This is a genomic window from Burkholderia territorii (assembly GCF_001718335.1).
Lineage (GTDB): Bacteria > Pseudomonadota > Gammaproteobacteria > Burkholderiales > Burkholderiaceae > Burkholderia > Burkholderia territorii.
In genome coordinates, this window is the sequence record NZ_CP013366.1 from 1,263,317 (window position 1) to 1,287,130 (window position 23,814).

General features: G+C 66.8%; 23 protein-coding genes and 1 riboswitch. Of the genes, 9 read left to right on the forward strand and 14 right to left on the reverse strand.

The features are described from left to right. Positions 1–136 precede the first annotated feature (136 nt). The 4 genes from WS51_RS16485 to thiC form a co-directional block, all read right to left on the reverse strand. Positions 137–1,063, reverse strand: coding sequence for a DMT family transporter (locus WS51_RS16485; protein WP_059505986.1), 927 nt, complete (start codon positions 1,061–1,063; stop codon positions 137–139). Positions 1,064–1,202: 139 nt separating this feature from the next. Beyond that, on the reverse strand, positions 1,203–1,451 hold the full coding sequence (locus WS51_RS16490) for a hypothetical protein (protein WP_059505988.1): 249 nt from the start codon (positions 1,449–1,451) through the stop codon (positions 1,203–1,205). A gap of 209 nt (positions 1,452–1,660) precedes the next feature. Further along, positions 1,661–1,876: a glycine zipper 2TM domain-containing protein gene (locus WS51_RS16495; RefSeq protein WP_059449419.1), complete on the reverse strand. Its 216-nt coding sequence runs from the start codon at positions 1,874–1,876 to the stop codon at positions 1,661–1,663. Between the two features lie 257 nt (positions 1,877–2,133). Continuing rightward, positions 2,134–4,065 carry a phosphomethylpyrimidine synthase ThiC gene (gene thiC / locus WS51_RS16500; protein WP_069229459.1) on the reverse strand — a complete coding sequence of 644 codons (1,932 nt, stop codon included), beginning with the start codon at positions 4,063–4,065 and terminating at the stop codon, positions 2,134–2,136. A gap of 124 nt (positions 4,066–4,189) precedes the next feature. Then, a riboswitch (TPP riboswitch) is annotated at positions 4,190–4,306 on the reverse strand. 270 nt (positions 4,307–4,576) lie between these two features. Here thiC and WS51_RS16505 point away from each other — a divergent pair. The 3 genes from WS51_RS16505 to WS51_RS16515 all read left to right on the forward strand — a co-directional run bounded on the left by WS51_RS16505 (position 4,577) and on the right by WS51_RS16515 (position 6,366). Further along, on the forward strand, positions 4,577–4,828 hold the full coding sequence (locus WS51_RS16505; RefSeq protein ID WP_059449417.1) for a pentapeptide MXKDX repeat protein: 252 nt from the start codon (positions 4,577–4,579) through the stop codon (positions 4,826–4,828). An 87-nt stretch (positions 4,829–4,915) separates the two neighbouring features. Continuing rightward, on the forward strand, positions 4,916–5,548 hold the full coding sequence (locus tag WS51_RS16510; protein WP_069229460.1) for a cytochrome b/b6 domain-containing protein: 633 nt from the start codon (positions 4,916–4,918) through the stop codon (positions 5,546–5,548). Between the two features lie 29 nt (positions 5,549–5,577). After that, a complete protein-coding gene (locus WS51_RS16515) occupies positions 5,578–6,366 on the forward strand; it encodes a molybdopterin-dependent oxidoreductase (RefSeq protein ID WP_059506201.1) in 789 nt (262 codons plus the stop codon). Positions 6,367–6,407: 41 nt separating this feature from the next. On the opposite strand, the gene WS51_RS16520 is transcribed toward WS51_RS16515, so the two are convergent. Together WS51_RS16520 and WS51_RS16525 are read right to left on the reverse strand one after the other, a co-directional pair. Then, complete coding sequence (locus tag WS51_RS16520) at positions 6,408–6,689, reverse strand: helix-turn-helix domain-containing protein (RefSeq protein WP_059449414.1); 282 nt, start codon at positions 6,687–6,689, stop codon at positions 6,408–6,410. Next, positions 6,686–7,039: a type II toxin-antitoxin system RelE/ParE family toxin gene (locus tag WS51_RS16525; RefSeq protein WP_069229996.1), complete on the reverse strand. Its 354-nt coding sequence runs from the start codon at positions 7,037–7,039 to the stop codon at positions 6,686–6,688. Before WS51_RS16525 ends, WS51_RS16520 begins: the two co-directional genes overlap by 4 nt. A gap of 491 nt (positions 7,040–7,530) precedes the next feature. Between WS51_RS16525 and WS51_RS16530 the strand changes: the two genes are divergently transcribed. Continuing rightward, positions 7,531–8,715 carry an EamA family transporter gene (locus WS51_RS16530; protein WP_069229461.1) on the forward strand — a complete coding sequence of 395 codons (1,185 nt, stop codon included), beginning with the start codon at positions 7,531–7,533 and terminating at the stop codon, positions 8,713–8,715. 19 nt (positions 8,716–8,734) lie between these two features. On the opposite strand, the gene WS51_RS16535 is transcribed toward WS51_RS16530, so the two are convergent. The 8 genes from WS51_RS16535 to WS51_RS16570 form a co-directional block, all read right to left on the reverse strand. Further along, positions 8,735–9,934 carry an MFS transporter gene (locus WS51_RS16535; protein ID WP_059797919.1) on the reverse strand — a complete coding sequence of 400 codons (1,200 nt, stop codon included), beginning with the start codon at positions 9,932–9,934 and terminating at the stop codon, positions 8,735–8,737. 223 nt (positions 9,935–10,157) lie between these two features. Next, positions 10,158–10,982, reverse strand: coding sequence for a phosphodiesterase (locus WS51_RS16540; RefSeq protein ID WP_069229462.1), 825 nt, complete (start codon positions 10,980–10,982; stop codon positions 10,158–10,160). 38 nt (positions 10,983–11,020) lie between these two features. After that, positions 11,021–12,052 carry an ABC transporter ATP-binding protein gene (locus WS51_RS16545; protein WP_059545992.1) on the reverse strand — a complete coding sequence of 344 codons (1,032 nt, stop codon included), beginning with the start codon at positions 12,050–12,052 and terminating at the stop codon, positions 11,021–11,023. Positions 12,053–12,076: 24 nt separating this feature from the next. Then, on the reverse strand, positions 12,077–12,973 hold the full coding sequence (locus WS51_RS16550; protein WP_059506006.1) for an ABC transporter permease: 897 nt from the start codon (positions 12,971–12,973) through the stop codon (positions 12,077–12,079). Between the two features lie 10 nt (positions 12,974–12,983). Continuing rightward, positions 12,984–13,808, reverse strand: coding sequence for an ABC transporter permease (locus WS51_RS16555; protein ID WP_059449408.1), 825 nt, complete (start codon positions 13,806–13,808; stop codon positions 12,984–12,986). Positions 13,809–13,824: 16 nt separating this feature from the next. Continuing rightward, positions 13,825–14,853, reverse strand: a complete 1,029-nt coding sequence (locus WS51_RS16560; RefSeq protein WP_059806153.1) for an ABC transporter substrate-binding protein — start codon at positions 14,851–14,853, stop codon at positions 13,825–13,827. Between the two features lie 62 nt (positions 14,854–14,915). Continuing rightward, entirely contained in the window at positions 14,916–15,941 is a 1,026-nt protein-coding gene (locus WS51_RS16565) for a LacI family DNA-binding transcriptional regulator (protein WP_069229463.1), read from the reverse strand. An 855-nt stretch (positions 15,942–16,796) separates the two neighbouring features. Beyond that, positions 16,797–17,354 carry a hypothetical protein gene (locus WS51_RS16570; RefSeq protein ID WP_059449405.1) on the reverse strand — a complete coding sequence of 186 codons (558 nt, stop codon included), beginning with the start codon at positions 17,352–17,354 and terminating at the stop codon, positions 16,797–16,799. A gap of 231 nt (positions 17,355–17,585) precedes the next feature. Here WS51_RS16570 and WS51_RS16575 point away from each other — a divergent pair, with 231 nt between their 5' ends. From WS51_RS16575 to WS51_RS16595, 5 genes are all read left to right on the forward strand, one after another. After that, the gene (locus WS51_RS16575; RefSeq protein WP_236872390.1) at positions 17,586–18,818 is read left to right on the forward strand and encodes a lipase family protein; all 1,233 of its coding nucleotides are present in this window, start codon (positions 17,586–17,588) and stop codon (positions 18,816–18,818) included. Positions 18,819–19,165: 347 nt separating this feature from the next. Beyond that, a complete protein-coding gene (locus WS51_RS16580; RefSeq protein WP_059449403.1) occupies positions 19,166–19,792 on the forward strand; it encodes a flavin reductase family protein in 627 nt (208 codons plus the stop codon). Positions 19,793–20,194: 402 nt separating this feature from the next. Next, entirely contained in the window at positions 20,195–21,427 is a 1,233-nt protein-coding gene (locus tag WS51_RS16585; RefSeq protein WP_069229464.1) for a 3-methyl-2-oxobutanoate dehydrogenase (2-methylpropanoyl-transferring) subunit alpha, read from the forward strand. Positions 21,428–21,429: 2 nt separating this feature from the next. Further along, complete coding sequence (locus WS51_RS16590) at positions 21,430–22,473, forward strand: alpha-ketoacid dehydrogenase subunit beta (RefSeq protein WP_059806161.1); 1,044 nt, start codon at positions 21,430–21,432, stop codon at positions 22,471–22,473. A 1-nt stretch (position 22,474) separates the two neighbouring features. Continuing rightward, positions 22,475–23,812 (forward strand): dihydrolipoamide acetyltransferase family protein, encoded by a 1,338-nt coding sequence (locus WS51_RS16595; RefSeq protein ID WP_069229465.1) that lies wholly within the window; start codon positions 22,475–22,477, stop codon positions 23,810–23,812. Positions 23,813–23,814: the final 2 nt, after the last annotated feature.

The following is a 23,814-nucleotide window of genomic DNA, read 5'->3' on the forward strand; positions in this document are numbered from 1 at the left end:
AAGCCGCGCGGCTGCATTGCGTCACGCGAAACTCGACGCGCGCCGTCGCGCACCGGGCGACATGCGGCGCTCGAGGATCGGCGGCCGGTGCGGCGCGGGAAATCCGCACCGGCGGGGCACCGGCCGCATCCGCCGTTCAGGCCGCTTCGCCGCCGCGCGGGCGGAGCCCGGGAATCCGCTTGATCACGCCGGTCGCCAGCGCGGTGCCGACGAGCACGATCGCGCAGCCTTCGATCATCACGAGCGATACGTGTTCGCCGAGGAACAGCGCGCCCCACAGCAGGCCGAACACCGGGATCACGAACGTCACGGTAATCGCGCGGGCCGGGCCCACATGCGCGATCAGATGGAAGAAGATGAAATACGCGATGCCCGTGCAGGCGATGCCGAGCGCGAGCACGGCACCCCAGGCATGCATGCCGACGGCCGCCGTGGGCCACGTCGCGATCGCGAACGGCAGCAGCAGCACGGTCGATCCGATCATGCTGCCGGTCGCGTTGACGAGCGGGTCGACGCCGCTCAACGTGCGTTTCGTGTAGTTTGCCGCGATGCCATACAGCAGCGTCGCGCCGAGCGCGGCGACGGCGGCGAGCGCGGTCGCGCTGGCGCCGGTGCTGCCGTGTGCGTTCGCGATCTGGTCCCACACGAGCGTGAGGACGCCCGCAAACCCGATCACAAGGCCGAGCGCGCGCGGCAGCGACAGCTTGTCCTTCAGCCACAGATACGCGACGAGCGCGCCCCACAGCGGCGTCGTCGCGTTGATCACCGACGTCACGCCGGCAGACAGCGTCAGTTCCGCGAACGCGAACAGGCAGAACGGGATGCCCGAGTTCAGCGCGCCAACGACGAACAGCGGCCACGCGCGACGGCGCAGCTGTGCGCCGAGCTCTGCGGGCTTGAAGCGCGTCAGCGCGAAGCCTGCGAGAAACAGCGCGCCGATGCCCACGCGCAGCGCCATCAACGGCGCGACACCGAAATCGGCGACGCCGATCCGGATGAACAGGAACGACGCGCCCCACAGGGCGGCGAGGACGGTCAGCAGAAAGGCGTTTTTGGGCGACATCGAGCGTGGCGGCGAGGGGACGGGATGCGAAGAATCTTACATGTGTTCCCGTGCCGTCGTTTCACGATCGGATGAAATGACAAGAACCGGGAAGTCGGCCCGTCGGCGACGTGGCCCGGCCGGGTACCCGGCCGGCCGTTCAATGATGGTGCCAGCCGCCGTGTCCGCCGAAGCCGAAATTGAGCGACACCGCCGGGCCCCAGTAGCCGCCCCAGGCCGGCGCATACGCAGGGGCCGGGTAGTAGTACGCGGGGCCCGGATCGACGTATACCGGCGCGGGCTGAACCGGCGCCGCCGCGTAGTAACCGGACGGATAGTAGCCGTAAGGGTAGTAACAGCCGGCGAGCGTCGTGCACGCGAGCGCCGCGGCGACGAAGATCCTGTTCATGATGTCTCTCCGGCGGGGCCGGCAATCGGCAGATGCTTAAGCTTAGGCCGCGCGGCGATGACAAGGTGCGCTAAACGGTAACGGATCATTTCCGGGCCGCTACGGGATGTTGCGGCGCCGCATATGAAAAACGGCGCTCCCGCGTGGCGGAAACGCCGTCAGGCCGGCGCTTGCCGCGCGTAGCGCGGCAGCCGGGTAAGCCGGCCGGCTTATTTGCCGACCTGGTTGCCGATGATGCCGCCTGCTGCCGCACCGCCCAGCGTCGACAGCGCGTTGCCGCCGATCGCCGCGCCGGCGACGCCGCCGACACCGGCACCGATCGCGGTATCGCGCTGGCGTCGTGTCATCGAATCGCAGGCCGAGAGACTGGCCACCGTCGCGACGAGCAGCGCGCATACCCCAAAACGCCGAATCGAATGGTTCATGATCGTTGTCCTTGTGGTAGTGAACGGAGGTCGCGCGACCGCCTGACGGCCGCGCATGAATTCAATCTACGCGCGCTTCCGAGCGGCGGTTGTAAGGACTTGTTAAGGCTCTGGCGGTTTCGTAATCAATTGTTTCGCTCGCACCGGCGGGTACACCGCATGCGAGCGCGCAGAAAAAAGCCCGCCTGATGGCGGGCTTCGTGCCGTGCTTCACGAAGCGAAGCGGCCCGCGCGGGCCGCCGCGTTCGCTTGCAGATTTACTGGCGGTGATAGATCTCGGCGCCGGTCTTCACGAACTCGACCGCCTTCACTTCCATTCCCTTCTTCAGCGCCTCGGTTTCCGACACGCCCTGTTGCGCCGCGAACTCGCGCACGTCCTGCGTGATCTTCATCGAGCAGAAGTGCGGGCCGCACATCGAGCAGAAGTGCGCGACCTTCGCCGAATCCTTCGGCAGCGTCTCGTCGTGGAATTCGCGCGCCTTGTCGGGGTCGAGGCCGATGTTGAACTGGTCTTCCCAGCGGAACTCGAAACGCGCCTTCGACAGCGCGTTGTCGCGCACCTGCGCGCCGGGGTGGCCCTTGGCCAGGTCGGCCGCATGCGCGGCGAGCTTGTACGTGATGATGCCTTCCTTCACGTCGTCCTTGTTCGGCAGCCCGAGGTGCTCCTTGGGCGTCACGTAGCACAGCATCGCGGTGCCGAACCAGCCGATCATCGCGGCGCCGATGCCCGACGTGATGTGGTCGTAGCCGGGCGCGATGTCGGTGGTCAGCGGCCCGAGCGTGTAGAACGGCGCTTCCTTGCACCAGTCGAGCTGGAGATCCATGTTCTCCTTGATCAGCTGCATCGGCACGTGGCCGGGGCCTTCGATCATCACCTGCACGTCGTGCTCCCACGCGATCTGCGTGAGCTCGCCGAGCGTCTTCAGTTCGCCGAGCTGCGCCTCGTCGTTCGCGTCGTAGATCGAGCCGGGACGCAGGCCGTCGCCGAGCGAGAAGCTCACGTCGTACGCCTTCATGATCTCGCAGATCTCTTCGAAGTGTTCGTACAGGAAGCTTTCCTTGTGATGCGCGAGGCACCACTTCGCCATGATCGAGCCGCCGCGCGACACGATGCCCGTCATCCGGTTAGCGGTGAGCGGCACGTACTGCAGGCGCACGCCCGCGTGGATCGTGAAGTAGTCGACGCCTTGCTCGGCCTGCTCGATCAGCGTGTCGCGGAAGATTTCCCAGGTGAGGTCCTCGGCCTTGCCGTTGACCTTTTCGAGCGCCTGGTAGATCGGCACCGTGCCGATCGGCACCGGGCTGTTGCGGATGATCCACTCGCGCGTTTCATGGATGTGCTTGCCGGTCGACAGGTCCATCACCGTGTCGCCGCCCCAGCGGATCGCCCACGTCATCTTGTCGACTTCCTCGCCGATCGACGACGTGACGGCCGAGTTGCCGATGTTCGCGTTGATCTTCACGAGGAAGTTGCGGCCGATGATCATCGGCTCGGATTCCGGGTGGTTGATGTTCGCGGGAATGATCGCGCGGCCGCGCGCGACTTCGTCGCGGACGAACTCGGGCGTGATCTCGGCGAGCGCGTTCGCGCCGAAGGCCGCGGCGCCGAATGCCTGGCCCGGATGCTGGCGGCCCATCATCGCGGCGAGCTTCGCGCCGTTCGGGCCGCTCGACTTCAGGCTCTCGATGTACTCGGCGCGGCGCTGGTTCTCGCGGATCGCGATGTATTCCATTTCCGGCGTGATGATGCCCTGGCGCGCGTAGTGCATCTGCGTGACGTTCTTGCCGGCCTGCGCGCGGCGCGGGTTGCGGTGCAGGCCCGGGAAACGCAGGTCGGCGGTGGCCGGGTCGGCGGCTCGCTCGCGGCCGTACAGGCTCGACAGGCCGTCGAGCACCTCGGTGTCGCCGCGCGCTTCGATCCAGCGCTGGCGCAGTGCCGGCAGGCCTGCGCGGATGTCGATCTTCGCGTCCGGATCGGTGTACGGGCCCGACGTGTCGTACACGTAGATCGGCGGGTTCTTTTCGCCGCCGAAGCCGGTCGGCGTGTCGGACTGCGTGATCTCGCGCATCGGCACGCGGATGTCGGGCTGCGAGCCGGTTACATAAACCTTTCGCGAATTGGGCAGCGGGGCGACGGCGGCGGCGTCGACGTGCGCGTCCGCGGACAGAAATTTCGGATTGGCGTTCATGCAATCTCCTGTGTGAGCGCCGGACAGGCGCCACGGCGCTTGCCCGGAGCCCTTGACGAATGTGGGGCTCGAGCTAAGCAGGAGACGAGGCTTGGTGAGGCGGCGGATTTCGTCAGAAGGATGGCGGTGAAATCCGTACGCTTCCCTGCGCTGGCATTATCCAGATCAGGTTCAAAGGGTATTTCTCACCCGCAATGCCGGTTGTTTGACCGAACGCATTGCAGGACCCCCGCGTTAGCAGCGCACACGATACACTGGCTTCGCGGCGGTTTCAACCGGTGGCGGACCGGTGGCCGCGGTGCGCTTGCAGCAATGCGGGGCGAGCGCCCGCCGCGCAAGCCGCGCTCAATTGCACCGCCGCGCGGCCCTGCGGCCCCGCTGACAATGACGGCGCGGTGCAGCAATGCAGCGGTTTCGACGGTCCCTGAAAAAAAATTCTCGAAACGACTGTCATATCCCGCGACGTCCTCCGTCTATTCGGCTCCTCAAACCCATGTTTCGGAGAGATGTCATGAAAAAAGTACTGATCGCAGCCTGTGTCGCCGGTTTCGCCATGGTCGCAACGGGCGCATATGCGCAGAACGACGCGATGTCGAAGGAGGGCTCATCGATGTCGAAGGACGCAATGGGCCACGACGCGATGGCGAAGGACGGTGCGATGAAGAAAGACGCGATGAAGAAGCACGCGATGAAGAAGGACGCGATGTCGCACGACGCGATGGGCAAGTCGACGTCGGGCGACAAGATGGCGCCGTCGAACTGACCCACGCGGTGGCGCGCGGCCCGCGCATGCGGCACACGAGGCCGCGCGCGCGTCGCGCACCGCCGCTACGTTCCGGGAGTCTTCATCATGCAAACCGTTCCCGCTGCCGGGCACGCGGCTGCCACGCCGCCCGCGCGCACGATTCATCCGCTGTGGGTGCGCGTGAGCCACTGGCTCAACGCGCTCGCGGCGATCCTGATGGCACTGTCCGGCTGGCGCATCTACGATGCGTCGCCGATCTATCCGCCGTTCACGTTCGCGCACGGCATCACGCTCGGCGGCTGGCTGGGCGGCGCGCTCCAATGGCATTTCGCGGCGATGTGGCTGCTGGTCGGCAACGGGCTGTTCTACCTCGCGATGTCGATCGCGACGGGGCGCCTCGCGCGCAAGATGCTGCCGGTCACGCCGGCCTCGATAGGGCGCGACGTGCGCGCGGCACTGGGCGGCCGGTTGTCGCACGACGACCTGAGCGTCTACAACGCGGTGCAGCGGGCCGCGTACCTGACCGCGATCGTCGATTTGATCGTGCTGGTGCTGTCGGGGCTCACGATCTGGAAATCGGTGCAGTTTCCGCTGCTGCGCGAGCTGTTCGGCGGCTACGACAACGCGCGTGTCGTGCACTTCTGGGCGATGTCGCTGCTCGTTGCGTTTTTCGTCGTACACGTCGCGATGGCGCTGCTGGTGCCGCGCTCGCTGCTCGCGATGCTGCGCGGCCGCTGACCCGCATGCCGCGGGCGAAGGAATTCATCATGTCGGAATCCGGAAACAACCGTGGTCGGCCGGGCTGGACGCTCGACCGCAAGTCGCTCGAGCTCGACGTGCGCCGCGAACTCGAGATGCCGTCGCGGCGCCTGTTCAACCGGCGCGTGCTGACGCTCGGCGGCCTGACGATGCTGACCGGCTGCACGCTGCAGGACGACGCGTCGGTCAACGCGTTCCTCGAGAAGGTATCGCGCATGAACGATCGCGTGCAGGCGTGGCTGTTCAGCGGCGAGCGGCTCGCGCCGACCTATACGGAGGCCGACATCACGCGGCCGTTCCCGTTCAACGCGTATTACGGCATCGACGACGTGCCGCACGTCGACGCATCGACGTACCGGCTCGTGCTGTCGGGCCGGGTGACGGGCAAGCGCGTGTGGACGCTCGACGAGCTGTATGCGCTGCCGCACGCGGAGCAGATCACGCGGCACATCTGCGTGGAAGGGTGGAGCGCGATCGGCCGCTGGGGCGGCACGCCGTTTGGCGCGTTCCTTGCCCGCGTCGGCGCCGATACGCATGCGAAATACGTCGGCTTCAAATGCGCGGACGATTACTACGAGAGCATCGACATGCCGACCGCGCTGCATCCGCAGACGCTGCTCGCATTCGACTACGACGGCCGCCGCCTGCCGCCGGAGTTTGGCTTTCCGATGAAGCTGCGGATGCCGACCAAGCTCGGCTACAAGAATCCGAAGCACATCATGGAAATCTTCGTGACCGATACCTTTCCGGGCGGCTACTGGGTCGATCAGGGATACAACTGGTTCGGCGGATCGTGAGCGGCGGGGCGCGCCCGCGCCCGCCGTGCTTCACGGCTGCGTCACGCGGATTCGCTTACCTGCAGATCGACGCGCAGGCCGACCGCCGCCGCCATGTTCACGAGCGCGTCGAGCCCGAACAGATTGATCTTGCCGCGCAGCAGATCGGACACGCGCGGCTGCGTGACACCCAGCCGCTTAGCGGCTTCGGCCTGGCTGAGTTCGAGCTGTGCGATGCGCTGCTTGAGCGCGATCATCAGCGCGGAGCGCAGCTTCATGTTCTCGGCCTCGGCCGGCTGGCTCTCGATGGCGTCCCAGACATTCGTATAGCGTTCGTTACTCATCGTTTCCTCTCGATCGCCAGCGCGCGATAGCGCCGGGTGGCCAGTTCGATATCGGTCTTGCAGGTGCGCGCCGATTGCTTGCGAAAGCAGTGCAGCACGTAGATCGCGTCGACGAAGGTCGCGACGTAGACGATCCGGAATGCGCCGCTCGCATCGCGCAAGCGAATTTCCCGCACGCCGGCACCGATGGTGCGCATCGGCTTCCAGTCGTCAGGCGCCAGGCCACGCTGCACCTGGTCGATCTGGTGACCGGCTTCGCGGCGCGCGGGCATCGGAAAGCCGCGCAGCGCGTCCAGTGCGCTGCCGACGAAGACCACCGGCTTCGGCGGAAGGATGGTGGGATTATACAAAATTTTGTATGCGCAGTGCGCGGGTTGAACGAATGGAATGTCCGCCCGGACGGGCAGGCCGACCATCACCATAAGCGCGAAGCAACGCTCGCAGCGCATGACTGGCCGTCAGGCCGATGGATCGATCGCGATGGGCGCGGAAGGACTGCCGGTGATGTCCGCGGCGCCCCGCGCGGCGCGTGTCCGGCCCTGATCGCGTTGGTCCGGATCCCGAAAAATGTCGCGCCGAAACGTCAGTCGATATCCTTTCAGACAGGTCTGGCGATGCTTTCGAATCCTTGATGCCATAATGCCGAGCGTGCGCGGCCAAAGCGGTCCGCGCACGTTTTTCGACCCTCTGCCGCCGCTTGCCGGTTCTCTTCGTCGCCGTTCGCACTGCCATGTCGTTCCGCACGTTCGTCTCCGCCTTCCTCGTCCCGTCAGGGGCGTTTGCCGGCATCGCCGGCGTCTTGCAGCGGGGCACGCGGCACGCCGTGCAGGCGGGCTGAACGATGACACCGCTCGATCGCCTTCTCGATTTCCTCGCCCGCCTGCCGATCCGGATCCGCCTGCCGCAAAGCCGCGGCGGCCGTGTCGCACTGGCCCTGGTATTCATCTATTTCGTCTGGGGTTCGACCTACAGCGGCCTGCATTTCGCGCTGCAGTCGTTCCCGCCGTTGCTGCTGTCCGGGCTGCGCAACCTGCTCGGCGGGATCGGCCTGTTCATCTTCGCGCTGCGTCGCAAGCCCGAATGGCCGACGCTGCTGGAAATCCGCAACTCGGCGATCGTCGGCACGATGCTGGTTGCGCTTTCGTCCGGCACGATCGCGCTCGGGATGCGCACGGTCAGCAGCGGCTCGGCCGCCGTGATGGTCGCGACGGTGCCGCTGTTCGCGACAGTGATCGCGGCGGTCGCCGGGCGTCCGGTGACGAAGGGCGAGTGGGCGGCCGTCGCGCTCGGGATGGTCGGTATCGTCGTGCTGAATTCGGGTGGCGCGGCCGCCGCGAACTCGGCGCTCGGCACGATCTGCGTGCTTGCCGGCGCGCTGTTCTGGGCTGGCGGCGCGCATCTCGCGACGCGGCTCAAGCTGCCGTCCGACCTGTTCCTGTCGACGTCGCTACAGATTGGCCTCGGCGGGCTGATGTCCACGATGGCCGCGTGGCTGATGGGCGAGCGCATCGAGCAGGTCGCGGTCGGTCCGGTGTTCGCGTTCCTGTACCTGATGGTGTTCTGCACGATGGCCGCGTATGTCGCCTACGGCTACCTGATTCGCCATACGAGCCCGATCATCGCGAGCAGCTGCATGTACGTGAACCCGATCGTCGCGGTCGCGCTCGGCGCGCTGATGCTGGGCGAGCCCGTGACGACGGCGACCGTGATCGCGACGATCGCGATCCTCGGCAGTGTCGGGCTGTCGTTCGTGTTCGATCCGGCGCGCCGGCCCGCCGCGCGCGCGGCCGCCGATGCGTCATCGGTTGCGGCAACCGTGGCCGTCGAATCGTCAACGGGTGCGGCGGCACCGGCACCGGAACAGGCCGCAACGCCGGACGCGGCGCCGATCCTCACGCCTTCCGCGGTGCCGCTTGCGGTGCCGGCACCGGGCGCCGTCGTGGATCCGGCGGCCGTCATGGATCCCGCGCCGGCATTCACGCTTCCGCCCGCCGATGAACCGGCCGCGTCTCGCGCCGACGCGTGATGCCCGCGAGGCGCGGCGTTCAGCCGTGCCGTGCGCCGCGGTGGTGGAACCAGCCGGCGAGCGCGGTAAACAGCAGGCCGGCCGCGCACATGCCGAGCCAGCCGAACGCGTGCCACGCGGCGACGCCGGCCGACGAGCCGAGCGCGCCGCCGATGAAGTAGCACACCATGTAGACGGTGTTCACGCGGCTGCGTGCTTCGGGCTTCAACGCGTAGATGCGCGACTGGTTCGAGATCTGCGCGGCCTGCACGCCGACGTCCAGCACGATCACGCCGATCACGAGCCCGACGAGGCTCGTCCCCGACAGTGCGAAAATCACGAACGACACCGCGAGCAGTGCGATCGCGAGCGAGATGATCGCGCGCGGGCCGCGCTTGTCCGCGAAACGGCCCGCGTATGGCGCTGCCAGCGCACCGGCCGCGCCGACGATCCCGAAGAGGCCCGCGGCCTGCGGGCCGAGGTGGAATGGCGCGCCGGCGAGCAGCAGCGTAAGCACCGGCCAGAACGCGCTGAACGCGGCGAAGAGCGCGGCGCCCGTCAGCGATGCCTCGCGCAGCCCGCGCAGTTCGACCGCGAGGTGCCACATCGAGCCGAGCAGCTTGCCGTACGGCAGCGTCGACGTCGGCGAGCTGCGCGGCAGCCGCAGCACGATCACCGCGGCCAGCGCGACGAGCGCCGCGACCGAGGCACCGAACACCGCGCGCCAGCCGAAATATTCGGCGACGAAGCCGGCCGCCGTGCGCGCCAGCAGGATACCGAGCAGGAGGCCGCTCATCACGGTACCGACCGCATGCCCGCGCTCGGCCGGCGGCGCGATTTCGGCCGCGAACGGCACCGCCTGTTGCGCGATCGTCGCGAGCACGCCGATCGCGAGGCTCGCGCCGGCGAGCACGGCCAGCGACGGCGCCGTCGCGGCCACGATCAGCGCGAGCGACAGGCCCGCAATCTGCATCAGGATCAGCCCGCGACGATCGAAACGGTCGCCCAGCGGCGCGAGCAGGAACATGCCGGCCGCATAGCCGAGCTGCGTCGCGGTCGGCACCGCGCCGATCCATGACGCGCCGTCGGGAAAGGCCGAGCGGAAGCTGTCGAGCAGCGGCTGGTTGTAATAGATGTTCGCGACCGACACGCCCGCGATCGTCGCGAGCAGCAACAGCAGGCTGCGCGAGTAGTGGGGCGAGGCGGCGTCGGTCGGACGGTCGGTGGAAGCGGCGGACATGGCGGCAATGGAACGGAGTTGGGCGGGCGGCCCTGCATCGGTTGCGCAGGCGCCGGGTGCCGATCGAGGGTGCCGATCATACCGGAGCATGGCGAATCCTGCCGGCCGGGCCGCCACGGCCGGGCAGCAGGGCCGCGTGTGACGGGCCGCCGATCCGCCGCAATCCAACGGTCCGCAGCCGCGACCGCCCGCACCGGCCCGTCATCGCGCGCGACGCGCGCGTTTAGTCCACCAGTTCGCCGCTCGGTTCATAGAACGGATAAGGCCCGTCGCCTTCGTCCACGTACACGTGATGGGACACCACGCCCGCTTCCGGCGTATGGACGTGCACCGCGAACGCCGGCGGCTCGAGCCGGAACGCGGAAGGCGCGTCCGGCCGCAAGTCGAACGCGACCTGGTGCGCGGGCGCCGGCACGGCCGACGCAAGCGTGCCGCCGAAGCGCGTGAACATCGTCCGGTGCACGTGGCCGCACAGCACGCGTTCGACATTCGGATGGCCGCGCAGCAGCGCATCGAGTTTCGCGGCGGCGGCGGGCGCGAGGCGCAGCGCGTCCATGTGCCCGATTCCGGATGCGAACGGCGGATGGTGCAGCGCGACGATCACCGGCCGGTCGCGCGCGGCGTCGAGCTGCGCGGCGAGCCACGCGAGTCGCGCATCGCACAGGTCGCCGTGGCTCGCGCCGGGCACCTGCGAATCGAGCGCGAGCACGCGCACGGCGTCGATGTCGAGTGCGTACTGCACGAATTCGCCGTCCTGCAATTCGGCGCGATCGGCGAACGCGCGGCGCAGCCCCGTACGATCGTCGTGGTTGCCGACCATCAGGTAATACGGAATCTCGAGCGGCGCGAGCAAGTCGCGCAAATGGCGGTATTCGTCGTCGTGACCGAAGTCGGTCAGGTCGCCCGTGACGAGCACTGCGTCGGGGCGCGGCACCAGCGCGTTCAGCTTCGCGATGCAACGCGCGAGCGCGGCCGCGGTGTCGACGCGCCGGTACGCGAGCTGGCCCGGACGCTTGATGTGAAGATCGCTGATTTGAGCAAGCAGCATCGTTGTTCCTCGGAATATCTGATTATCGTGGGGCGTTGTCACGCGGCGAGTGCGATCAGGCCTTCCGCCGCAATCGCGAGGCCGACCGCCGTGCCGCGTGCGAGCTCGATGCGTCCCGGCACGTCGATCACGAGCGCGTCGGGCGCGGCGTGCTCGATCGTGAGCCGCGTGCGCTCGCCGAGGAATGCGCACGCGCCGATCGCGCCGCGCAGCGGCGCATGCGCGGGATCGGCGAGCTGTGCATCCTCCGGGCGGAAGAACCACTCGTCGGCGGCGTGCGGCGTGACGATCGAGCCTCCCGTCGTCACGAGCGCGCCATCGCGCCATTGTCCCGCAAGCCGGTTCAGCGTGCCGATGAACTGCGCGACCGTGCGGTTCGCCGGCCGGTAATAGATGTCGCGCGGCGTGCCGATCTGCTCGATGCGGCCCGCACCCATCACGACGATCCGGTCGCCGAGCTCCATCGCCTCGGCCTGGTCGTGGGTGACGTAGACGGTCGTCACGCCGAGCTCGCGCAGCAGCGCATTCATGTCGCGACGCAGCACGTCGCGCAGCTTCGCATCAAGCGCGGTCAATGGCTCGTCGAGCAGCAGCACGCGCGGGCGCACCGCGAGCGCGCGCGCGAGCGCGACACGCTGGCGCTGGCCGCCCGACAGCTGATCGACCGGCTTGTCCGCATGCGCGTCGAGCCGCATCATCGCGAGCAATTCGTCGACGCGTGCGCGCAGCGCGCGCGGCTCCGTCTTGCGGATCTTCAGCCCGTAGCCGACGTTGCCGCGCACCGTCAGGTTCGGGAACAGCGCGTAGTTCTGGAACACCATGCCGACCTGGCGGCGCTCGATCGGCAGCGCGGTCACGTCGTCGCCGCCGAACAGGATCGTGCCGCCGGCGTCCGGCGTGTCGAGGCCGGCGATCAGGCGCAGCGTCGTCGTCTTGCCGCAACCCGACGGGCCGAGCAGCACGAGCGTCTCGCCCGCGCCGATCGACAGGTCGAGCGGCTCGAGCACACGCGTGCCGCGGAACGTCTTCGCGCAGCGGGTCAGGGTGATGGAAGTGGATTCGAGTTTCATGGGAGCGGGAGGGTCAACGCAGGGTCAGCGCGGGCGACGCTTCAGCGCGCGCGTGCCGGACGGATCGACGCCCAGCCACTGCATCGCGACGAGAAGCGGCAGCGTCATCAGCAGGAACACGATCGTGTACGCGCTGCCGACTTCGAGGCGCAGCGATGCGTAGGTGTCGGCGAGCCCGACGGGCAGCGTCTTCGTATCGGGCGTGTGCAGCATCCACGTGAGGTTGAATTCGCCGATCGACAGCGTGAGCACAGCGAGCGCGCCCGCGACGATGCCGGGGCGCAGGTTCGGCAGCACGATCGTGACGAAGCGCGTGACGAACGACGCGCCGAGGCTCGCCGCGCCTTCCTCGAGCGTGCGCAGGTCGGCACCGGCGGCGACGGCCGCGACCGCGCGCACCATGAACGGCAGCGTGAACACGACGTGGCCGACGACGATGAACCAGAGGCTCATCCGGAACGCGGTGAAGCCGCCGTACACGACCAGCAGCGCGAGCGCGGACGCGAGGCCCGGCAGCGCGACCGGCAGCACGAGCGCTTCCTCGATCACACGGGCGACGCGATTCTTGCTGCGCGCGAGCGCATAGCCGGCCGGCACGCCGACGACGAGCACGATCGCGAGCGTCGCGAACGCGACGCCGAGCGACAGCACGACCGATCCCTGGTATTGCTGCCACACCTGTTCGAGCCAGCGCAGCGTGAGGCCGCTCGACAGTCCGCGGAAATAGTTGACGGTGAGGCCCGCGAGCACCGACATCACGACGGGCACGATCAGGAACGCGCACAGCAGCAGCGTGACGCCCCATTGCAGCGCGGCGATCGCACGCGCGCCCGACACGCGCGGTGCGCGGCGCGCGGCGCCGGTCGCGTGCGATGGGGCAGGCGCCGGCGACGGCGCGGACGAACCGGAAAGCGATTGCATGAAGGAATCCTCAGGCCGCGGCGGCGGCGGTGTGGCCGGTGAACCGGCGCGCGAGCGCGAGCACGGCCCACGTGACGATGCCGAGCACGATCGACAGGCCGGCGGCCGTCGCGATGTTCGCGTTCAGCGTGAATTCGGTGTAGATCGTCATCGGCAGCACGTTCAGGTCGGTGGCGAGCGTGAAGGCGGTGCCGAACGCGCCCATCGCGGTCGCGAAGCAGATCGCGCCGGCGGCGATCAGGCCCGGCGCGAGCGCCGGCAGCACGATGTCGGCGAAGATGCGCCACGGCGACGCGCCGAGCGAGCGCGCCGCTTCCTCGAGCGACGCGTCGAGCTTCGACGCGGCCGCGATCACCGTGACGATCACGCGCGGGATCGAGAAGTACAGGTAGCCGACGAACAGCCCGGCAACCGAATACGCGAACACCCACTTGTCGCCGGTCAGCTTCGCGGACAGCATCCCGATCAGCCCTTGCCGGCCGGCGAGCATGATCACCATGAAGCCGACCACGACGCCCGGGAACGCGAGCGGAAAGGTGAGCAGCGCGAGCAGCACGCGCTTGCCGGCGAATTCGCGACGTGCAAGCAGCAGGCCCGAGATCGTCGACAGCGCGAGCGTCGCGAGCGTGACGCCGGCCGACAACGCGACCGTTTCGCCGAGGCTCTTCATGTAGCGCGCGTTGCCGAGCAGTGCCGCGTACTGCGTGAAGAACGCGCCGTCGGCCGATACGTGCACGAGTGCCGCCATCGGCAGCAGCCAGAACGCGGCGAACACCGCCAGCGCCGGCGCGACGAGCGCGACGCGCCAGCGCAGCGGGAAAGTCAGGTCGAGCATGACGTGAATCCGGCGCTTACTGCATCACCTGCAGGTATTGTTGGCCGAACGCTTGCTGACCGGCCGCCATCTTGCCGAAGTCGACCGATTTCGCGCGCGCATATTCGCTCGCCGGCAGGAACTTCGCGGCGACGTCGGCGCCGAGCGTCTGCGCACGCACCGGCCGCAGGTATGCGTTGGCCCACAGCTTCTGGCCTTCGTCGGACAGCACGAAGTCGAGCACCTTCCGGCCGTTCGCATCGTGCGGCGCGCCCTTGACGAGGCTCATCACGTACGGCACCGCGATCGTGCCTTCCTTCGGAATCACGAACTCGACGTTCGCGTGATCCTTGTACTTCGCGCGATACGCGTCGAAGTCGTAGTCGAGCAGAATCGGAATCTCGCCGGACAGCACGCGTGCATACGCGGTCTGCTTCGGCACGATCGGCGCGTTCGCCTTCAGCTTGCGGAACCAGTCGAGCCCCGGCTTGAAGTTGTCGAGGCTGCCGCCGAGCGCCTGGTTGACGGCGACCGCGCCCGCGTAGCCGACGAACGCGCTGGACGGATCGAGATAGCCGACCATGCCCTTGTATTCGGGCTTCAGCAGGTCCGCCCACGAACGCGGGACGGGCTTGCCGTCGAGCGCATCCTTGTTCACGAAGAAGCCGAGCGTGCCCGAGTGGATCGCGAACCAGTAGCCTTGCGGATCCTTCAGGTTCGCCGGGATGTCGTTCCAGTGCGCGGGCTTGTACGGCGCGATCACGTCCTTGTCCTTCGCCTGGAACGCCGACGACACGCCGAGATAGACGACGTCGGCGACCGGGCTCTTCTGCTCCGCGATCAGCTGCGCGATCGCCTGGCCGGAGTTCTTGTTGTCGAACGGCACGCGGATGCCGGTCTTCTGCTTGATTGCCGCGATCTGCGCGGCCCAGTCCGCCCATTCGGGCGGGCAGTTGTAGCAGATCGCGGTTTCGTCGGCGTGGGCAGCGGGGGCGAGCGCGACGAGCGCGGCGCAGGCGACGGGTGCGGCGAGCACGCGCAGCAGCGAGGTCAGGCGAAAGGACACGGTGGGTCTCCGGGCGGGGTGAAGGTATGTCGCCGCGCCGCGCGCGGTGGCGCGGCGCGTGTTCAGGCTTGGTGCAGCTGAAGGTCGGCGGCCGGCGACGCGACCGTCGCGCCGTCGCGTACCGTATGCGGCAGGATCAGCGACGTGCGCTCGATCGTCGCGCCGCCGATGCATTCGACGAGACGCCGCCATGCATGGCGGCCGATGTCCTGGTTCGGCGTCGCGACGCTCGCAAGCGGCGGTGCGAGCAGCTCGCCGATCGCGATGCCGTCGAAGCCGAGCACCGACAGGTCGTCGGGAATCGAGAAGCCTGCTCGACGCAGGCCGCGCATCACGACCATCGCGAGCAGATCGTTGCTGCAGAAGAGGGCGGTCGGGCGCGTGGCTTGCGCGGTGAGGTGCGCGAGCACCGCGTCGGGAAGCTCGGCCGCGTTGAAGTCGACTTCCACCGGCGGCAGCGTCGCGACGCCGGCTTCCTCGAGTGCCTGCGCGTAGCCCAGATGGCGCTGGCGTGCGCGATCCGACGCGGCGAGCGAGCCGGCCAGCATTAGCACGCGACGATGGCCGCGCGCGGTCAGCAGACGGACGCCGTCATAGGAGGCGCGGCGGTTGTCGACCGACACCGACGGGCGGCGTTGCGTGTCGTTGTGCATCAGCACGTAATGCGGGCCGTCGCGGTCGAGCATGTCGAGCAGCGGATGCGTGTCCGCATCGGCGACGGTCAGGATCAGCCCTTCGACGCGTTGCTCGCGCAGCGTCTCGATCGCATGGCGTTCGCGCGCGGCGTCGTATTCGGTCGTCATCAGGATCAGCTTGAAGCCGGCTGCGGTCGCGAGTTCGTCGATGCCCTGCAGGCAGTCGGCGAACACCGGGTTCGACAGCGTCGGCACGACGACGCCGACCAGCCGCGTGCGCTCGCCGCGCAACTGCCGGCCGAGCGGGCTCGGGCGGAACTGCAGCGTGTCGATGGCGGTGCGGATCGTCGCCAGCGTGGCGGGGCTGACGGTGTGCGGCGCGTTGATCGCGCGCGAGACGGTAGCGATCGAGAAGCCGGCGAGTGCGGCGACGTCCTTGATGGTCGGGGTCATGGCGTGATGCGATGTAAACGTTTTCGGCGAGGAAATTATCGAAAACGTTTGTGACTTCGCGATGACGCATGAGACGTCTGTTTCGTCGACATTGCGATACAAACGTCAGATGTTTCAGCGCCCGGCGAGCGGGGCGGATTCGATTGTATCGGCGGATGCTGCGGTGCGGGGCGAAATCGACGACCGTGTCGCGTGGATGTCGAAGACGCCGGATGAATCCGGGCGTGCACGGTGCGCGCCGACATGCTGCATCGCGATGCAATACGCGTGAATCAGCTAATGCATGTGCAAGCAATGGTAGAATCGCGTCCGCCCTTTTGCCGGGGTGATGAAATTGGTAAACATAGCGGACTTAAATGATTGAGTGCCCGGCCGGAAACGGTCGGTGCAGAACCCTTCAAATTCGGCGAAACCCCTGATGCGCGACGCGCGTCGAGGCAACGCCGAGCCAAGCCTCGCGGTACAGCTCGAGCGAGGAAGGTGTAGAGACTAGACGGGGGGCGCCTAAGGCGCACGGGTGGCGATCACGCCCGCGCGCGACGGCGAAGGCATAGTCCAGCGCACGAACGGTGTCGTTTCGACGACGCCGGCTTTGAAAGAAGCAGTGTGACGAAAATCCGCCGCCTTGATTGGCTTGCCGGTTCGAGTCCGGTCCCCGGCACCATTTCGTATTTGCCGACACGCGTCCGCGTCATGCGGCGGCATGGACCGAGCCGTTGCGGCGTGCCGGCCGTTTCCTCTCCGGATCGATCTCTCGTCGACTCCACCATCCCGCTGCCGTTGAAGGCGGCTCGGCGTATCGCCAGGATGGCGCCTCGGCCCAATGCCGTTGCACACGGGACCGAGGCGCGACGCCTAACCGCGCGTGATCATCCATGCACCGCTGCCGCTCCCTTCTCGATCCACCAGCAACGAAGCCGAGACGTTGTACAGGAAGCCGGATTGTCCTTCGCCCCGCGTATCGAGGAATCCGGCGCCGTTATTGAACGAATTCAGCAAAAATAGCTGGTCTTCGGTAATCAGCTTCGGATCGTTCTGGGGATTCGAGCGAATGAAAATATGCCAGGCGACGGATCCGGTGCCGCCCAGGCCGCCCGATGTGGCGACGTCGAGATTTTGGCCGTTATTGGCATTGTTATTGAACAGGGCCAGATAGCTGTTGTCCTTGACGCTCTGAAGCAGAATCTGGTCGCAACTGACGACGTTTTGCCCTTTGGGTTTCTGATTGAGCGGCGAAACGATAATCCATTGCGTTGCCGTTTCATTTCCGCTGAGCGACGAGACGGTTCCCACATAATCCTGGCCGCCATCGACTCGGGCAGGGCCGCCCACGCACAGATAACCGCCTTTCCAGTTGCCCCCGTAGCCGTTGGTGAGTCGAATAACATCGCCGTACTTCACGTAGTCTGCCATCGTTGTTCTCCGAGTTGTCATACGATGCTCGACGTGGCCACGTCGGATCGAATTCTAGTCGAAAATTCTTCAGACGTAAGCGATGTTACGTGTCCGCACCAATTTATTCGCTTATCGAAAATATCGGGATGGTGATGCGATTATTTGAAACGGCGAACATCGATTTGGCGATGTTGAATTTATTCAATAAAAATAAGGGCCGGTATTTGACGTGAATCCGAAAATGGCTCAATGGCACCTGCCAATATCGACAGGTTGTTTCGCTCTAATGCGTGCGCCATTATTTGCGCGATTATTGCGAACCTGCGCCGTCTGCAATTGAAGAACCGTCGTTGCGCACCGAATGACATTTGCACCGGCGCAAGCGGCCAGGAGCCGGCGTTACTCGCAATGATTCCCTTCCGCAGTGCGACGACGAGGCGACGAACCATGACATCCAGCAAACTCGGGCAAATGCAGGTCAACCTCACGTTGGCCTATGTGCTGAACAACGCGGCCACGGACAAATTCGGACACGGCATCCAGCATCCGACAGCCCCGCAGGTGAAAAAGATCATCGTGGATCGCCTGAACGGATCGCGGATGACGCGGAACGATCAGTTTGCGATCGTTTGGGGGCCCGCCATCGTATCGGACCGGAATGGCTATGCCGCCAATATCACGGCCGTGTTGCAATCGACCGCCACCGGCGAATATTCGGTCGTGACGAGCGGCACCAATTTCGAATCGCCGCTCGATCTCATGGGCGACTTTTCGTTCGGAACGCTTGAACCGTTCAGCGCGTATGTGCGGGACTGCCCGTCCGACGCACGCATATCGGCGGGTACCAACGGGGCGTTGTTTTACGTGCTGGACACGCCGGATTCAAGTCGCGTGAAGCTTGCAGACTTTCTGAGGACCGTGCAGCCGTCGTCGGTCGTCAACGTCATCGGGCACAGCCTCGGCGGCGCGCTGGCATCCGCGATCGTGTTGTACCTGAAGAATCAGAATGGCTTGCAGGCCCACACGTACAACTGCCAGACATTCGCGGGCCCGACAGCAGGCAATGCGGCATTTGCCGACTATTTCAACCAGCAAATGCGGGACCGTGCGGTGCGCGTGTTCAATTCGCGGGATATCGTTCCGATGGCCTGGAATGCGGACACCATTCTGCAGGTGAAGGACGTCTACAGCGATGCGGGGCTGGATACTCCGCTCGATACGAAGATTGCCGTCGATGCGGTTTCCGCGGCTACCCGGCCCCTGGATTACGCGCAATGGGGAACGGCCGATCTTTCAGCGTCGGTGACGACGCCAATGCAATACCGGCTCGACGGTACGGTGAATGGACACATCCGTGATTTCCACACGCAGGTTGGCTATCAGCATATCTACGAGTACATGACCTGCCTCGATATGGCGCTGTCGGACATAGACATTCCCGGGCCGGGCCCCGGGCAAGTAGCGTCGCCAATTGTTCGCTGAGGGTCGCACGAGTCCTGGGCTGCGTATCAGCACGAACCAGGCCCGCACCAAGCGAAGCGCGCAAGCGGGAAGAAGCGCGAGGCAGAACGGCGCGGTGAAATGAATTGCGATGTCAAAGCCCGCTTCTGCGGGCTTTCTTGTTGACGGTGCCTGAGGAGCACGGCGGGCTGCACACGAGGACGGATGGCGCCACGCGCCGCACACGGAGGCGACTCGATGGAGGATGCCGTTACGAGCATGCCTGGCGGGACGTGGCGCCATCGCCGTGCGAGCGCGAAGGGCGGTTCGCGTTTACCATCGCAATACGATCTATCCGACCAGATGTTCCCGCCGCAACGTCACTCGCCATGACCGACTCCACCTACCACTATTACGAACCCGCACAAGGCCACGGCCTCCCGCACGATCCGCTGAACGCGATCATCGGCCCGCGCCCGATCGGCTGGATTTCCTCCCGAGGCGCCGACGGCACGGTCAATCTCGCGCCGTACAGCTTCTTCAACGCGTTCAACTATCGTCCGCCGATCATCGGCTTTTCGAGCATCGCCGCGAAGGACAGCCTGCGCAACGTGCAGGAAACCGGCGAGTTCGTGTGGAACCTCGCGACGCGCGACCTTGCCGAGCGGATGAACCAGACCTGCGCCGCGGTGCCGTACGGCGTCAACGAATTCGACCTCGGCGGCCTGACCGCGATTGCGTCGCGCGTCGTCGACGTGCCGCGCGTGGCGGAAAGCGGCGTGAACTTCGAATGCAAGGTGACCGACGTGATCCCGCTGCGCGATCACCGCGGCATCGAGACTCCGGCGACGCTGGTGCTCGGCGAGGTCATCGCCGTGCATATTCGGCATGACCTGCTGAAGGACGGCATCTTCGACACGTTCGGCGCGGGCATCATTCTGCGTGCGGGCGGCCCGTCGGCGTACGCGCACGTGAGACCCGACAGCCGCTTCGACATCGCGCGCCCCGACGCGTGATGCATCGCCCGCCGGGGCCACCCGGCGAGGCGGGAGCGCAAGCGCCCGACATACCAGGCCCCGCCCGGATCCAGGATTTCGCGGGGTCTTTTCCTTCGTATCGTCCGACATGCTCGACGTGTACCGATCGGTCCGGCCTCGATACGCACGCTTCACCGGCTGTTGACGCATCGCAGCACGGGCGGCGTGCGTTCGCTCCACCAGCCGCACCGATCGTCCATCCACATCCGCCATGGCAAATCTGCTCATCCGCAACGAGCGGGTTGGTCATCGACGTTTCGCGCCATAAGGCATAGATTTTCAAGGTTGGCGCGCTTATCCGTGCGCCATCCCGCGCGCGAGCCGGCAACCGGCCGCGCGCTTCCATCAGCGTGAGACACAATCGAGCGTGGAGACGACACGATGAGCCTGTCAGAGCCATTGCGTCTGCATGTGCCGGAGCCCACCGGGCGTCCGGGCTGCAAGACGGATTTTTCCTATCTGCATCTGTCGCCGGCCGGCGCGGTCCGCCGCCCGCCGATCGACGTTGCGCCGGCGGACACCGCCCATCTCGCCCGCAGCCTGGTGCGCGTGCTCGACGATCACGGCGAAGCCCTCGGCCCATGGGCGCCGGACCTCGACGATGCGCACCTGATCGCCGGGATGCGCGCGATGCTCAAGACGCGCATCTTCGACGCGCGCATGATGATCGCGCAGCGCCAGAAGAAGATTTCCTTCTACATGGTGAGCCTCGGCGAAGAGGCGATCGGCGCCGCGCACGCGATGGCGCTGCGCCATGGCGACATGTGCTTCCCGACCTACCGCCAGCAAAGCATCCTGATCGCGCGTGACGTGCGGCTCGAACGGATGATCTGCCAGTTGATGTCGAACGAGGGCGACCCGTTGAAGGGACGCCAGCTTCCGGTCATGTATTCGGACCGCGAAGCCGGCTTCTTCTCGATCTCGGGCAATCTCGCGACGCAATTCATCCAGGCGGTCGGCTGGGCGATGGCGTCGGCAATCAAGGGCGACACGAAGATCTCGTCCGCGTGGATCGGCGACGGCGCGACCGCGGAATCCGACTTCCACACCGCGCTCACGTTCGCGCACGTGTATCGCGCGCCGGTCGTTTTGAACGTGGTCAACAACCAGTGGGCGATCTCGACGTTCCAGGCGATCGCGGGCGGCGAGGGCACGACGTTCGCCGGGCGCGGCGTCGGCTGCGGCATCGCTTCGCTGCGCGTCGACGGCAACGACTTCCTCGCGATCTACGCGGCGTCGGCGTGGGCGGCCGAGCGCGCGCGCCGCAATCTCGGTCCGACGCTGATCGAGTGGGTGACCTATCGCGCCGGCGCGCACTCGACGTCGGACGATCCGTCGAAATACCGGCCGAGCGACGACTGGGCCCATTTCCCGCTCGGCGATCCGATCGCCCGCTTCAAGCAGCACCTGATCGCGAAGGGCATCTGGTCGGACAGCGCGCACGACGCGCTCACGGCCGAGCTGGAGGCGGAGGTGATCGCCGCGCAGAAGGAAGCGGAGAAGTTCGGGACGCTGGCCGACGACCGGATTCCGTCGCCGGCGTCGATGTTCGACGACGTGTACAAGGAGCTGCCCGCGCACCTGCGCCGTCAGCGCCAGGAACTGGGAGCGTGATCATGGCGCAACATGAAACGACGACGGCATCGGCGCAGCCGATGACGATGATCCAGGCGCTGCGCTCGGCAATGGACGTGATGCTCGCCCGCGACGACGACGTGGTGGTGTTCGGGCAGGACGTCGGCTACTTCGGCGGCGTGTTCCGCTGCACCGAGGGGCTGCAGGCGAAGTACGGCAAGTCGCGCGTGTTCGATGCGCCGATCTCGGAAGGCGGGATCGTCGGCGCCGCGGTCGGGATGGGCGCGTACGGATTGCGGCCGGTCTGCGAGATCCAGTTCGCGGACTACTTCTATCCGGCGTCCGACCAGATCGTGTCGGAAGGCGCGCGGCTGCGCTACCGCTCCGCGGGCCAGTTCACCGCGCCGATGACGATCCGGATGCCGTGTGGCGGCGGCATCTACGGCGGGCAGACGCACAGCCAGAGCCCGGAGGCGATGTTCACGCAGGTCTGCGGATTGCGCACGGTGATGCCGTCGAATCCGTACGACGCGAAAGGACTCCTGATCGCATCGATCGAGAACGACGATCCGGTGATCTTCCTCGAGCCGAAACGCCTGTACAACGGGCCGTTCGACGGCCATCACGAGCGTCCGGTCACGTCGTGGCTCAAGCATCCGGGCAGCGCGGTGCCGGAAGGCTATTACACGGTGCCGCTCGATACGGCCGCCGTCGTGCGACCCGGCAACGACCTGACGGTGCTGACGTACGGCACGACCGTGCACGTGTCGCTGGCGGCCGCCGAGGAAACCGGCATCGACGCGGAAGTGATCGACCTGCGCACGTTGTGGCCGGTCGATCTCGACACGATCGTCGCGTCGGTGCGCAAGACCGGCCGCTGCGTAGTGGTACACGAGGCGACGCGCACCTGCGGCTACGGCGCGGAGCTGGTGTCGCTCGTGCAGGAGCACTGCTTCTACCATCTCGAAGCGCCGATCGAGCGGACGACGGGCTGGGACACGCCGTATCCGCACGCGCAGGAATGGGCGTATTTCCCCGGGCCGGCCCGGGTCGGCGAAGCGTTGCGACGCGTGATGGAGGCCTGAGATGGGGATTCATGTCATCAAGATGCCGGATATCGGCGAAGGGATTGCCGAGGTCGAGCTGGTGGCCTGGCACGTGCAACCGGGGCAGACGATCGCCGAAGACCAGCCGCTCGCCGATGTGATGACCGACAAGGCGGCCGTGGAGATTCCGTCGCCGGTGGCCGGCAAGGTGCTGGAACTCGGCGGGCGGATCGGCGAGATGATGGCGGTCGGCAGCGAGTTGATCCGTCTCGAAGTCGAAGGCGACGGCAACCTGAAGCCTGGCGCGAAGGCGAGCGAGCCCGGCGCGGAGGTGGCGCAAGCTCCGGCGACGGCCGATGTGCGTGCCGAACCGTCTGATATCGATGAGGGATCCGAAGCACATGCGTCGTCGAAGGCGACGACGCACGCCGCGCCCCGCGTGCCGGCCGAGCCGCGCCGCGCGGAGCACGCGGTGCCGCCGCGAGCGGCACTTGCGCCGGGCGAACGGCCGATCGCGTCGCCGGCGGTACGCCAGCGCGCATGGGACATGGGCATCGAGCTGCGCTACGTGCGCGGCACGGGCGAAGCCGGGCGGATCCTGCATGCGGACCTCGATGCGTATGCACGCACTGGCGGCGGCGCTGCACGCGGATCGCAAGCGCGCGGCTACGACGAACGCAACGACGAAACCGACGTGCCGGTAATCGGCCTGCGCCGCGCGATCGCGCGCAAGATGCAGGAAGCGAAGCGCCGCATTCCGCACTTCACTTACGTCGAGGAGGTCGACGTCACCGAGCTCGAATCGCTGCGTGCCGAGTTGAACCGGCGTCACGGCGACACGCGCGGCCGCCTCACGCCGCTGCCGCTGCTGATCCGCGCGATGGTGATCGCGCTGCGCGAGTTCCCGCAGATCAACGCGCGCTACGACGACGAAGCCGGTGTCGTCACGCGCTACGGCGCGGTGCACATGGGCGTCGCGACGCAGACGGACGGCGGTCTCACGGTGCCGGTGCTGCGGCATGCGGAAGCGCGCGACGTGTGGTCGATCTCGGCGGAAATCGTGCGGCTCGCCGACGCGGTGCGCGCGAACCGCGCGCAGCGCGACGAGCTCACCGGCTCGACGATCACGATCTCGAGCCTCGGCGCGCTCGGCGGCATCGTGTCGACGCCGGTCATCAACCATCCCGAGGTCGGCATCGTCGGCGTGAACCGGATCGTCGAGCGGCCGATGATCCGCGACGGCGCGATCGTCGCGCGCAAGATGATGAACCTGTCGTCGTCGTTCGATCATCGCGTCGTCGACGGCGCGGACGCGGCCGAATTCATCCAGGCCGTGCGCGGATTGCTCGAGCGCCCGGCGCTGCTGTTCGTGGAGTGAGA